This is a genomic window from Paraburkholderia kirstenboschensis, assembly GCF_904848585.1.
GTDB lineage: Bacteria > Pseudomonadota > Gammaproteobacteria > Burkholderiales > Burkholderiaceae > Paraburkholderia > Paraburkholderia kirstenboschensis.
In genome coordinates, this window is sequence record NZ_CAJHCR010000001.1 from 1215113 (window position 1) to 1227355 (window position 12243).

Below are 12243 nucleotides of genomic sequence, written 5' to 3' on the forward strand. Positions count from 1 at the left end.
GATCAGCCCTTATTACTGTTCGACGAGCGCGCGTGCTTCGCCGACGTGGCCGCGATACGCTTCGAAAATCTTGCGCAGCGCTTCGTCGAAGGTCGACTTCGGTGCCCAGCCGAGTTCCTGCATCGTGTTGTCGATCTTCGGCACGCGGTTCTGTACGTCCTGATAGCCGGCGCCGTAATACGCGCCCGACGACGTCTCGACCAGTTGGACCTTTTTCGCGGTGTCCGCGTATTCCGGAAATTCCGCGGCGAGCGTCAGCATCTTGTGCGCGAGCTCACGCACCGAGAAGTTGTTGGTCGGGTTGCCGATGTTGTAGATCTTGCCCGTCGCGACGCCGTCCTTGTTCTCGATGATTTTCATCAGCGCGCCGATGCCGTCGTCGATATCCGTGAACGCGCGCTTTTGTGCGCCGCCGTCGACGAGGCTGATGTTCTCGCCGCGCACGATGTGGCCGAGGAACTGCGTGACCACGCGCGAGCTGCCTTCCTTCGGCGTGTAGATCGAGTCGAGGCCCGGGCCGATCCAGTTGAACGGGCGGAACAGCGTGAAGTTCAAACCCTCCATGCCGTAGCCCCAGATCACGCGGTCCATCAACTGCTTCGAGCACGCGTAGATCCAGCGCGGCTTGTTGATCGGACCGTACGACAGTTGCGATTCTTCGGGATCGAATTGCTCATCCGTGCACATGCCGTAGACCTCGGAGGTCGACGGAAATACGAGGTGCTTGCCGTACTTGACCGCCGAGCGCACGATCGGCAGGTTCGCTTCGAAGTCCAGCTCGAACACGCGCAGCGGCTGCTTCACGTATGTGGCCGGCGTGGCGATCGCGACCAGCGGCAGAATCACATCGCACTTCTTGACGTGATATTCGACCCACTCCTTGTTGATCGTGATGTCGCCTTCGAAAAAGTGCATCCGCTCATGATTGATGAGATCGCCCAGACGTTCGGTCTGCATGTCCATTCCGAAGACTTCCCAATCGGTCGTTTCGAGAATGCGTTTGGACAGGTGATGGCCGATGAAGCCGTTCACACCCAGGATCAGGACTTTCTTCATAAATGTCGGGGAGTTTGAATGAGCTGGGCGAATTCGGCCGGAGTGACGACGGTTTCAGTGCCGTCGTGCTGATGCCGCAATTCGTGGATGGCGATCGCGCGACCGTCGCCGCATATCGCGAAAACACCATTATCGCTTACGTGCAGGCCCGGCGGCAAATCCGGGCGAAGCGCGCCGGGCGCCGCAAGCCGCGCGCGCGCGACGACGAAGCGCCGGCCGTCGATGTCGGCAAACGCGCCGGGATAGGGCGGCGCGACTGCGCGGATCAGGTTGTAGACCTGTTGCGCCGGCTGGGTCCAGTCGATGCGGCCGTCCTCCGGCTTGCGCCCGCCGTAGTAGCTGCCGTGCGCGAGATCGTTCGGCAGATGCGGCGCTTCGCCAGCGAGCAAGGCGGGCAAGACGCGCCACAGCGTTTGCTCCGCGGCCACCGTGACTTTGTCGAACACTTGCGCGGCGGTGTCGTCGGGCAGAATCGGCACCGGCGTTTGAGCGATGATCGCGCCCGCATCGGGCTTCGCGGCCATTTCGTGCAGCGTCGCGCCGGTTTCGGTTTCGCCGTGCAGCACTGCCCAGTTGGTCGGCACGCGGCCGCGGTACTTGGGCAATAGCGAGCCGTGCATGTTGTAAGCGCCGCGCGCGGCGAGCGCGAGCAGGTCGACCGGCAACATGTGGCGGTAGTAGAACGAGAAGATGAAGTCGGGATGTGCGGCGCTGACGGCCGCTCGCAATTCAGGACTCTTCGGGTCTGCGGGCGTCACCACGCGAATGCCGTGCTCGGCCGCGACCGTCGCCACGCTGCCGAACCAGATGTTTTCGGTCGGGCTGTCTTCGTGCGTGACGACGAGCGCCACGTCGACGCCGCGCGCGAGCAGTACCTGCAGGCAGCGGACGCCGACGTTGTGATACGCGAATACGACGGCGCGCGGTTTCATCGGTTCGGGCCCTCGTCGTGATGGTCGGCGAGCGGCGCCGGTTGAATCGCTTGCACGACGGTTTGACGCGGCATTTCAACCACGGCCGCGCCGTCGCGCTGTTCGAGAATCGTCTGCACCAGATAGCGCGGACGGGCGCGCACCTGTTGATAGATTCGACCGATATATTCGCCGAGCAGTCCGAGCGCGAAGATGATCACGCCGAGCAGGAAGAACGTAATGGCGAAGAGCGTGAACACACCCTGAACTTCCGCCCCGATGATGAAGCGCCGAATCAGCAGCAGCACGAACAATGCCGCGGAGCCGAGCGACAGGATCACGCCAATGAACGACAGCCACTGCAGCGGCACGACCGAGAAGCCGGTCACGAGGTCGAAGTTCAGGCGGATCAGCGAATAGAGCGAGTACTTGGATTCGCCGGCAAAGCGCTCCTCGTGCGCAACTTCGATCTCGACGGGATTCTGCGCGAATGTGTACGCGAGCGCCGGAATGAACGTGTTGATTTCGCCGCAGCGATTGATCGTGTCGATGATGTGCCGGCTGTACGCGCGCAGCATGCAGCCCTGATCGGTCATCTTGATGCGGGTGATGCGCTCGCGCAGCCGGTTCATCACGCGCGAAGCCTTGCGGCGCCACAAGCTGTCCTGACGTTGCAGGCGAATCGTGCCGACGTAGTCGAAGCCTTCACGCATCTTGTTGACCAGCTTGCCGATTTCTTCCGGCGGGTTTTGCAGGTCGGCGTCGAGCGTAATGACGATCTCGCCGCGCGACTGCTCGAAGCCCGCGAGAATCGCCATGTGCTGCCCGTAGTTGCCGTTCAGCAGGATCACGCGGGTCGTGTCGGGGCGCGCGCGGAACTGCTCGGCGAGCAGCGCGGCGGATTTGTCGCGGCTGCCGTCGTTGATGAAGATCACTTCATAAGACGTGCCGAGCGCGTCGAGCGCCGGATAGAGCCGCGCGAATAGCGCCGCAAGCCCGGCTTCCTCGTTGTACACCGGAATGATGATCGACACTTCCGGTGCGACGGCGCGTTGTTCCGTATAAATCATTTCCGCTTATTTTCCGTATTGTTCGCAAATTTCATTGACCGCGCGGCACACGCGCTCCACGTCGCCTTCGTTCATCAGTGTGAAGAGCGGCAACGTGACGTTCGTCGCGCCGAAACGCTCGGCGTGCGGGAACATGCCTTCCGTAAAGCCGCGCGCGCGGTACAGCGAGAACAGATGAATGGCCGGATAGTGCACGCCCGAACCGATACCGCGTTCTTTCAACTGGCCCATGAAACCGGCGCGGTCGATCGAAAGCTTCTCCAGCGGCAAGGTGATCTGGAACATGTGCCAGTTACTGTTCTCGAAGTCGGCGAACGGCAGTCCAACCCCCAGCTTCAGCGCCGCGCCGCCCTCAAAGCCGGCGAAGTAGGCGCGCGCCAGTTTCCTGCGTTGCGCGAGGAAGCGTTCAAGGTGCGGTAGCTGACCGAGGCCGACGCGCGCGGCGACATCCGTCAGATTGTATTTGCCGCCGAGCACGTCGCAGTCCATGCCGTCGAAACCCGTGCGCGTGATGCCCTGCAGTCGGTATTTCTGCGCGAGGACGGCTTCGTCCTCGTTGTTCAGCACCAGTGCGCCGCCTTCGATCGACGTGAGGTTCTTGTTTGCGTGGAAGCTGAACGAGACCATGTCGCCGATCGCGCCGATGCGCTTGCCGTTCCACGTCGAGCCGAACGCCTGCGCGGCGTCTTCCACCACACGCAGTTTATGCTCGCGCGCGATCGCGTACAGACGGTCCATGTCGACGGGCAGGCCGGACAGATAAACCGGAATCAGCGCCTTCGTGCGCGGCGTGATCGCCTTCTCGAGCTTGTCGAGGTCGATGTTGCGCGTGACCGGGTCGATGTCGGCGAACACCGGCGTCGCGCCGACTTCGTAAATTACGTTGCTGGTCGATACCCACGAAGCGGGCGTCGTGATCACTTCGTCGCCTTCGCCCACGCCGGCGATGCGCAGTCCGATTTCGAGCGTGGCCGTGCCGGAGTTGAACGTGCGTACGGGACGGCCGCCGCAGAATTCAGAGAGCGCCGCCTCGAACTTCTGGTTCTGGGGGCCGGTGGTGATCCAGCCCGAGCGCAGAACGTCGGCTACCCCGCGAATCGTTTCTTCGTCGATCTCCGGTTTGACGAACGGCAGGAACGGCAGCGGCGGAACGGTTGACTGGGTCATGAATGCTTCGCTCGATCGAAAAGGCCGCGGCCTGAAGGCGCGGTGGACACACACTACGCGCAAATCCAGGCCAAGGCTAAAAAGGGTGCAAACCGCGGAGCATACCGCGATCAACCTTACGTTTTGCTTAGCCGGTACGGATGCCGGCTTACGCTATCTTTGCGGCAGCTTTGCCGCGGTTTCTTCGCGGTGCGCTAGCTGCGCGCGACTATGATCACGCCCACCAGAATCACGCCGATGCCGACCAGCTTCTGCACCGACAGCACTTCGCCGAACAGATACCACGCGGCGAAAGCGTTGACGACATAGCCGAGCGACAGCATCGGATAGGCGATCGACACATCCACGCGCGACAGCCCGACGATCCAGACGGCGAGGCTGATCACATAACAGGCCACACCGCCGATGATCGGCGGCTGCGTCGCAATGCGAAAAGCAATCGGCACGATGTTCGCACGGGTGAATTCGAAGTGTCCAACGGCATTCGTTCCGGCTTTGAGCAGCAATTGCGCGCCGGCATTCAACGCGACGCCGGCAAGAATACAAAAGAGGGAAATCGGGTTCATCGGGTATGGAGCTCCTGATATGGGGTCACTGTTGCGGTTTTTCTACCGGCGTAGCCGCCGCGCCTGCAGCGAGCGGCTTCATTACGACGACGCGGCGCGAGTCCCGGGCAACGACCTGCATCGGCAGGCCTTCTTTCAGGAGCCGGTCGTAAGTCGACGGCGGAATCAGCGCGAGCGCGTAGCGGTCGGTCTTCCAGCGCTCGACCCACGCCTCTACCGACGGCAGCCATTTCTGCGGTTCCACCGACACGCCGAACGCCAGTTCGTCCGGATGCTCGACCATCGTCATCGTATGGCCGACGTAGAAGGGCAACGTGTGATCGAGCACGCCGACCGAGTAGAACGGCGTGTCGGCCGGCAACTTCGCCATCTGGGCCTTGATCGCGGGCGCGAGCGGCGCGCCGGAACTGAGGCGGCCGAACACGTCGTGACCGATACCGGCGATCGTGCCGAGCAAAAGCCACGCCGCGCCAAAACTCGCGATCGTGCCGAGACTGCCGGCGCTGCTGCGGCGATTGAACCACAGTGCGGCGAGCGTCAGCACGAACGCGACGGCAAGCGCGGCCAGTACCCACGTGCGGTACGCCGCGTACAGTTCGGCGGGATTGCGCTGGCTGCCGAAGCGCGGCAGAAACAGCGCGGCGAACGCGGCCACTACGAGAAACAGTGCATAGCCGGCGAGATGGCGGCGCAACTGGTCGCGCGTGACGAGCGGCAGATACATTCCGATCAGAAGCGCGATGGGCGGTGCGATAGGCAGCGTGTACGAGAGCAGCTTGGAATGCGACGCGCTGAAGAACAGGAAGATGAAGCCTGTCCAGACGAGCATCATCGTGACCGGCGCGAAGCCATTCGGCTGGCGCGGCAGGCGCCATGCGTGACGCACACTTTGCAGTGCCACCGAGAGCCAGGGCAGGAAACCGACGATCAACACCGGCACGAAATAATAGAACGGCCCGGGACGGTTCTGCTCAGGCGTCAGGTAGCGCTTGAACTGCTGAACGATGAAGAAAAAGTTGAGAAATTCGGGATTGCGCTGCTGCACCAGCACGAACCACGGCGTGACGATCGCGAAGAACACGATGAGGCCGCCGATCAGATGCAGGCGCTTCCACACCGCCCAGTCACGCGCGACCAACGTATAGAGCACCAGCACGGCGCCCGGCAGAATGACGCCGACGAGGCCCTTCGACAATACGGCGAGCGCCATCGAGCCCCAGCACACCCACATCCAGCCGCGCACACAGGCGGTCTTGAGATTCGGGCGCTGCGCGAGCAGCAATGCGCACAATGTGAGTTCCATCCAGAACGACAGGCCCATGTCGAGCGTGTTGAAGTGGCCCATCAGGTTCCAGTAGGGCGACGTCGCGAGCACCAGCGCTGCAAACACGCCGGTGACCGCATTGAACACGCGCGCGCCCGTGAAGCCGATCAGCAGCACGCCGGCAAATCCCGCGAGCGCCGTGTAGAGCCGCGCCTGCCATTCGCCGATGCCGAACCACGCGAACGTGAGCGCGTTGGCCCACGTTTGCAGCGGCGGTTTCTCGAAGTACTTGTAGCCGTTGTAGCGCGGCGTGATCCAGTCGCCGGTGACGAACATTTCGCGCGCCATTTCGGCGTAGCGGCCTTCGTCGCTCGGCAGCAGATGGCGCCAGCCAAGCGGCACGAACCAGATGACGGCAAGGGCCAGCACCAGCAGCAGGATCGCGGTGCGGTTGAGCGGTAGCCTCGACGGCGTATCGTTCATGGATTTAAACCTTTCTGGCAACGCCGCATTGGCGGCGCTGCGTTGTTATTCGGAATTGGCGGCAGGCCTGAACTACGTAGCCAGCCGCGGTGCTGCTATGCCCTGGCTCGCGCCGGGTCTTATGGCTGCTCTTGCGCCCGGCGCAGTTCGCGCGCCGCTGAACGCGCGGCTGCCTGCGCCGTCGGGCGCCCGGCGAACAGGCGTCGGCCGCTGCCGCGACTAGCTGAGCGGCTCGCGCAGCCACGTCAACGCGAGCCGCAATCGCTCATATCCAGACCGCCGGCTTCGCACGGATGGCGCGCAGTGTACGTGATCGTCCGTGACCCGGCGAGCGCGGGGCTGCTGCATTTCGCGTGAAGCGCTCACTCGGCGCCCTTGAGCCAGCAATACGGGCAGCACTGTGGGCCACGACAGGAACACTAGCTGAACGCATCCGCGCAATTCGAGCCGCGGCGGTCGACTCAAGGCCGCAGACGCGACAGATGCGCCGTCTTCGCACCATCCGCCAGGCCCGCTAGCCTTCGATCAGCAACGCGGCCGCGACCTTGCGGCCCTCGGCCATCAGAATGTTGTACGTGCGGCAGGCGGCCTTGAAGTCCATCGTTTCGACGCCGATGCGTTTGGCGGTGAGCGCGGCGGTCAGGCGCGGGTGCGGAAACCGCAGCCGCTCGCCGCTGCCGAAGATCACCACTTCGGGCGCGGGCTCGACCAGCATCGCGAAAAGCTCGGGGCTCAGTTGCTCGAAGGAGGAGACGGGCCAGGGAATGACAGGCGCTTCCGGAAGCACGAGAAGGCTGCCGGAATGACGCACCAGATTGATTTCGACATAGCCGGCGCCGTAGCCGGTCACGGTATTGAGGGCGCCGCTGGAATCCTGATGTAATTTCAAATTCGTTTTCCGAAGTCGTCGCGAGACATCATGCGTGTTGGCGGCCTGATCGCGGCAAGCGCGAGCAGGGCGGTCAGACGCGAGTGGGACACGAAAGGGTCGAAAAAGCTCCCGTTGCGGTTCCGTTACGGTTCCGTCACGGTCCCATTACGGTTGGTGCATTGCGGAAGTCGGCCAAAATCCGCTAAATTATAACTTTTTAGCCGCCCAGCGGCGCCTCTCGGCATGCGCCGCCACAAGCCGCGCTGACGATCCGGGGCGGGCCTATCGGCTACGTGCCCTGGTTTTGCCCGCTTTCGTCCGCTTTTGTTCCGCTTTTAGCCTGCATTTAGCCTGCTTTAGCCCGTCTCACTGCTGCATCGGCGCAATCCGCCGCAATGCGCGCTGACCGGACTCTGCACAGAACCTCGGGAAGTGGCTGCAACGGGCGGCCCGACCCGCGCCGGCCGCGCCCGTTTGCCCGTATCCGCGAACCCGGCTGGCGCGTTTAGTTGTTTGCCCGTGCCCGTGCCCGTTCGCCCGAAGCTGCAGACCCGCGGCTCCAAGCCAATTAACCAGGATGAAGTGCCCGCCGTGAAACCGATTCTCAAATCCAACAAGTTGTTGAATGTCTGCTACGACATTCGCGGGCCCGTCCTCGAACATGCGAAACGGCTCGAAGAAGAAGGCCACCGCATCATCAAACTGAACATCGGCAATCTGGCGCCGTTCGGTTTCGAGGCGCCCGACGAAATCATTCAGGACATGATCCTGAACCTGCCCGGTTCGTCCGGCTATTCGGATTCCAAAGGTGTGTTCGCCGCGCGCAAGGCGATCATGCATTACACGCAGCAAAAGGGCGTGCACGGCGTCGAACTGGATGACATCTACATCGGCAATGGCGCCTCCGAGCTGATCGTGATGGCGCTGCAGGGGCTCCTCAACGACGGCGACGAAGTGCTGCTGCCCGCGCCCGACTATCCGCTGTGGACGGCCGGCGTGAGCCTCGCTGGCGGCACGCCGGTGCACTACATCTGCGACGAAGCGAACCGCTGGATGCCGGACCTCGACGACATCCGCGCGAAAATCACGCCGAACACCCGCGCGCTCGTCGTCATCAACCCGAACAACCCGACCGGTGCGCTGTACTCCGACGAACTGCTGCTGGGCCTGATCGAGATAGCGCGCCAGCACGGCCTCGTGATCTTCGCCGACGAGGTGTACGACAAGATCGTCTACGACGGCAAGACGCATACGTCGATGGCGGCGCTCTCGGAAGACGTGCTGACGGTCACGTTCAACAGCCTGTCGAAGAGCTACCGCTCCTGCGGCTACCGCGCGGGCTGGATGTTCATTTCGGGCCTGACCGGCGAGAACCGCCGTCACGCGAAAGACTACTTCGAAGGACTCGGCATTCTCGCTTCCATGCGCCTGTGTCCGAACGTGCCGGGCCAGTACGCGATCCAGACCGCGCTTGGCGGCTATCAGAGCATCAATGACCTGATCGTGCCGAGCGGGCGCCTCTATAAACAGCGCGAGCTCGCGTACGACATGCTCACGTCTATCCCCGGCGTGAGCTGCGTGAAGCCGGAAGCGGCGCTCTACATGTTCCCGCGCCTCGACCCTAAGGTTTATCCGATCCAGAACGATCAGCAGTTCATCCTCGACCTGTTGCTGGAAGAGCGCGTGCTGCTCGTGCAGGGCACGGGCTTCAACTGGAAAACGCCGGATCATTTCCGCGTCGTGTTCCTGCCGAATGTCGACGACCTCGCGGATTCCATCAACCGGATCGCGCGTTTTCTCGACGGTTATCGCAAACGTCACACGGCCTAGCGCACAATAGGCGATCCGCGGCTTCGGCGGCGCATCGCACCCGACACCCGTTTCCTCGTGAGAAAACGCCGGGCCGCCCAAGTTTTCTCACCCCCTCGGGGCCTGGGGCAAAGCACCAGGGTTGGGGGCACTTTTTCAACATCTACTCGAAAACACGCTGCATGGAACCGATCAAAGTTGGACTGCTGGGCTTCGGCACGGTAGGCAGCGGCACCTTCACGGTACTGCGCCGCAATCAGGAAGAAATCAAACGCCGGGCCGGCCGCGGCATCGAGGTTGCGCGCATTGCCGTGCGCAATCCGGCGAAGGCGACCGCGGCGCTGGGCGCTGACGCGGCGAGCGTGGCGCTCACCGACGACTTCAACGCGGTGGTCGACGATCCGTCGATCGACATCGTCGCGGAAATGATCGGCGGCACGGGCGTGGCGCGCGACCTGGTTTTGCGCGCGATCAAGAATCGCAAGCACGTGGTCACGGCCAACAAGGCGCTGCTCGCGGTGCACGGCACGGAAATCTTCGAAGCGGCGCGCGCCAACGGCGTGATGGTCGCATTCGAGGCGGCGGTGGCGGGCGGCATCCCGATCATCAAGGCGCTGCGCGAAGGTCTGACGGCCAATCGCATCCAGTACATCGCGGGCATCATCAACGGCACGACGAACTACATTCTTTCGGAAATGCGCGACCGCGGGCTCGACTTCGCGACCGCGCTCAAGGCCGCGCAGGAACTGGGCTACGCCGAAGCCGATCCGACCTTCGACATCGAAGGCGTGGACGCCGCGCACAAGGCGACGATCATGAGCGCAATCGCGTTCGGCGTGCCGGTGCAGTTCGACCGCGCGTATGTGGAGGGCATCAGCAAGCTCGCCGCAATCGACATCAAATACGCCGAGGAACTCGGCTATCGCATCAAGCTGCTCGGCATCGCGCGGCGCACCGACAAGGGCATCGAATTGCGCGTGCACCCCACGCTGATTCCGGAAAAGCGCCTCCTCGCCAATGTGGAAGGCGCGATGAACGCGGTCGTCGTGCACGGCGATGCAGTCGGCACCACGCTGTACTACGGCAAGGGCGCGGGCGCGGAGCCGACGGCGTCCGCCGTGGTCGCCGATCTGGTCGACGTGACACGCCTGCATACGGCCGACCCGGAGCATCGTGTGCCGCATCTGGCTTTCCAGCCGGACCGCCTGTCGAGCACGCCGATCCTGCCGATCGACGAAGTGACGAGCGGCTACTACCTGCGTTTGCGGGTCGCGGACGTGACCGGCGTGCTGGCCGACATCACGCGCATTCTGGCCGACACCGGCATCTCGATCGACGCGCTCCTGCAAAAGGAATCGGAGCACGTGGATGCAAACGGTAAGGGCGAGACCGACATCATCCTGATCACGCACGAAACGGTTGAAAAGAACGTCAACGCGGCGATCAGGTCGATCGAAGCGCTGCAGACCGTTGTCTCGCAAGTCACGAAGCTGCGCATGGAAGCGCTGAACTAGGCCGAACTATGAACTACCTTTCCACGCGCGGCGCCGGAGCCGGCGAGCGCCACACTTTCTCCGACATTCTGCTCGGCGGTCTCGCAAAAGACGGCGGGCTGTATCTGCCGGCCGAATACCCGCGCGTCAGCGCCGACGAACTTGCGCGTTGGCGCACGCTGCCGTATGCGGACCTTGCCTTCGAGATACTGTCGAAATTCAGCGACGACATTCCCGCTGAAGACCTGCGCGCGCTGACCCGCAAGACCTACACGGCGCAGACATACTGCAACGTACGCGACGACGAAGGCGCGGAGCAGATCACGCCGCTGAAAACACTCGGCGTCGAGAACGGCGCGCCGCTGTCGCTGCTGGAACTGTCGAACGGTCCGACGCTTGCGTTCAAGGACATGGCGATGCAGTTGATCGGCAACCTGTTCGAATATGCGCTCGCAAAACACGGCGAAACGCTGAACATTCTCGGCGCGACTTCGGGCGACACCGGCAGCGCCGCCGAATACGCAATGCGCGGCAAGCAGGGCATTCGCGTGTTCATGCTGTCGCCGCACAAGAAGATGAGCGCGTTCCAGACCGCGCAGATGTACAGCCTGCAAGATCCGAACATTTTCAACCTCGCGGTCGAAGGCGTGTTCGACGATTGCCAGGACATCGTCAAAGCCGTTTCGAACGATCACGCGTTCAAGGCGAAATACAAGATCGGCACGGTCAATTCGATCAACTGGGCGCGCGTCGTCGCGCAGGTCGTTTATTACTTCAAGGGCTATTTTGCCGCGACGAAGAGCAACGACGAGCGCGTGTCGTTCACGGTGCCGTCGGGCAATTTCGGCAATGTATGCGCGGGTCACATCGCGCGCATGATGGGGCTGCCGATCGAGAAACTCGTCGTGGCGACCAACGAAAACGACGTGCTCGACGAATTTTTCCGCACCGGCATTTACCGCGTGCGCAAGGCCGCGGAGACGTATCACACGAGCAGCCCGAGCATGGACATTTCGAAGGCGTCGAACTTCGAACGTTTCGTGTTCGATCTGCTCGGCCGCGATCCGGCGCGCGTGCTGCAATTGTTCCGCGACGTCGAGGAAAAGGGCGGTTTCGACCTCGCTGCGAGCGGCGACTTTGCTCGCGTGAAGGAGTTCGGCTTCGTGTCGGGGCGCAGCAGCCATGACGACCGCGTTGAAGCGATTCGCGACGTCTTCCAGCGCTACGACACGATGATCGACACGCATACGGCAGACGGCCTGAAGGTCGCGCGTGAACATCTGCAACCCGGCGTGCCGATGATCGTGCTGGAGACGGCGCAGCCGATCAAGTTCGGCGAGACGATTCGCGAAGCGCTGTTGCGCGAGCCCGAGCGTCCGGCCGCCTTCACGGGACTGGAGTCGCTGCCGCAGCGTTTCGAAGTGCTGCCCGCCGACGCACAGCGCGTGAAGGACTTCATCGTGGCGAACACGAGTGCGTAATTGACTGGAGCGCGGGCTGGCGGCCCGCGTGACAGGCTGAACCAGCAGTGCTGAATCTACGCCGCGCGCTCG

The 12243-nt window shown here is 62.9% G+C and carries 10 protein-coding genes; 3 read left to right on the forward strand and 7 right to left on the reverse strand.

Annotated elements, in window-relative coordinates:
* Positions 1–12: 12 nt before the first annotated feature.
* The 7 genes from JMY24_RS05540 to JMY24_RS05570 form a co-directional block, all read right to left on the reverse strand.
* Entirely contained in the window at positions 13–1056 is a 1044-nt protein-coding gene (locus JMY24_RS05540) for a bifunctional UDP-4-keto-pentose/UDP-xylose synthase (RefSeq protein ID WP_128594939.1), read from the reverse strand.
* Complete coding sequence (locus JMY24_RS05545; RefSeq protein ID WP_201701488.1) at positions 1053–1988, reverse strand: formyltransferase; 936 nt, start codon at positions 1986–1988, stop codon at positions 1053–1055. Before JMY24_RS05545 ends, JMY24_RS05540 begins: the two co-directional genes overlap by 4 nt.
* A complete protein-coding gene (locus JMY24_RS05550; protein WP_128591350.1) occupies positions 1985–3037 on the reverse strand; it encodes a glycosyltransferase in 1053 nt (350 codons plus the stop codon). Before JMY24_RS05550 ends, JMY24_RS05545 begins: the two co-directional genes overlap by 4 nt.
* A gap of 6 nt (positions 3038–3043) precedes the next feature.
* Positions 3044–4204: a DegT/DnrJ/EryC1/StrS family aminotransferase gene (locus tag JMY24_RS05555; protein WP_201701489.1), complete on the reverse strand. Its 1161-nt coding sequence runs from the start codon at positions 4202–4204 to the stop codon at positions 3044–3046.
* A gap of 194 nt (positions 4205–4398) precedes the next feature.
* Entirely contained in the window at positions 4399–4770 is a 372-nt protein-coding gene (locus JMY24_RS05560; protein WP_128591355.1) for an SMR family transporter, read from the reverse strand.
* 25 nt (positions 4771–4795) lie between these two features.
* A complete protein-coding gene (locus tag JMY24_RS05565; RefSeq protein WP_128594941.1) occupies positions 4796–6517 on the reverse strand; it encodes a glycosyltransferase family 39 protein in 1722 nt (573 codons plus the stop codon).
* Between the two features lie 514 nt (positions 6518–7031).
* Complete coding sequence (locus JMY24_RS05570; protein WP_128590785.1) at positions 7032–7406, reverse strand: Mth938-like domain-containing protein; 375 nt, start codon at positions 7404–7406, stop codon at positions 7032–7034.
* Between the two features lie 564 nt (positions 7407–7970).
* On the opposite strand from JMY24_RS05570, the gene JMY24_RS05575 reads away from it, so the two are divergent.
* The 3 genes from JMY24_RS05575 to thrC all read left to right on the forward strand — a co-directional run bounded on the left by JMY24_RS05575 (position 7971) and on the right by thrC (position 12171).
* Positions 7971–9218, forward strand: a complete 1248-nt coding sequence (locus JMY24_RS05575; protein WP_128594942.1) for a pyridoxal phosphate-dependent aminotransferase — start codon at positions 7971–7973, stop codon at positions 9216–9218.
* A 161-nt stretch (positions 9219–9379) separates the two neighbouring features.
* Positions 9380–10711 carry a homoserine dehydrogenase gene (locus JMY24_RS05580; protein WP_128594943.1) on the forward strand — a complete coding sequence of 444 codons (1332 nt, stop codon included), beginning with the start codon at positions 9380–9382 and terminating at the stop codon, positions 10709–10711.
* 8 nt (positions 10712–10719) lie between these two features.
* Positions 10720–12171 (forward strand): threonine synthase, encoded by a 1452-nt coding sequence (gene thrC, locus JMY24_RS05585; RefSeq protein WP_128594944.1) that lies wholly within the window; start codon positions 10720–10722, stop codon positions 12169–12171.
* Positions 12172–12243 lie beyond the last annotated feature (72 nt).

Excerpts from the sequence above, each read along its gene's own strand:
- JMY24_RS05540 (WP_128594939.1), bottom strand. The coding sequence starts at position 1,056 with ATGAAGAAAGTCCTGATCCTGGGTGTGAACGGCTTCATCGGCCATCAC.
- JMY24_RS05545 (WP_201701488.1), bottom strand. The coding sequence starts at position 1,988 with ATGAAACCGCGCGCCGTCGTATTCGCGTATCACAACGTCGGCGTCCGC.
- JMY24_RS05550 (WP_128591350.1), bottom strand. The coding sequence starts at position 3,037 with ATGATTTATACGGAACAACGCGCCGTCGCACCGGAAGTGTCGATCATC.
- JMY24_RS05555 (WP_201701489.1), bottom strand. The coding sequence starts at position 4,204 with ATGACCCAGTCAACCGTTCCGCCGCTGCCGTTCCTGCCGTTCGTCAAA.
- JMY24_RS05560 (WP_128591355.1), bottom strand. The coding sequence starts at position 4,770 with ATGAACCCGATTTCCCTCTTTTGTATTCTTGCCGGCGTCGCGTTGAAT.
- JMY24_RS05565 (WP_128594941.1), bottom strand. The coding sequence starts at position 6,517 with ATGAACGATACGCCGTCGAGGCTACCGCTCAACCGCACCGCGATCCTG.
- JMY24_RS05580 (WP_128594943.1), top strand. The coding sequence starts at position 9,380 with ATGGAACCGATCAAAGTTGGACTGCTGGGCTTCGGCACGGTAGGCAGC.
- thrC (WP_128594944.1), top strand. The coding sequence starts at position 10,720 with ATGAACTACCTTTCCACGCGCGGCGCCGGAGCCGGCGAGCGCCACACT.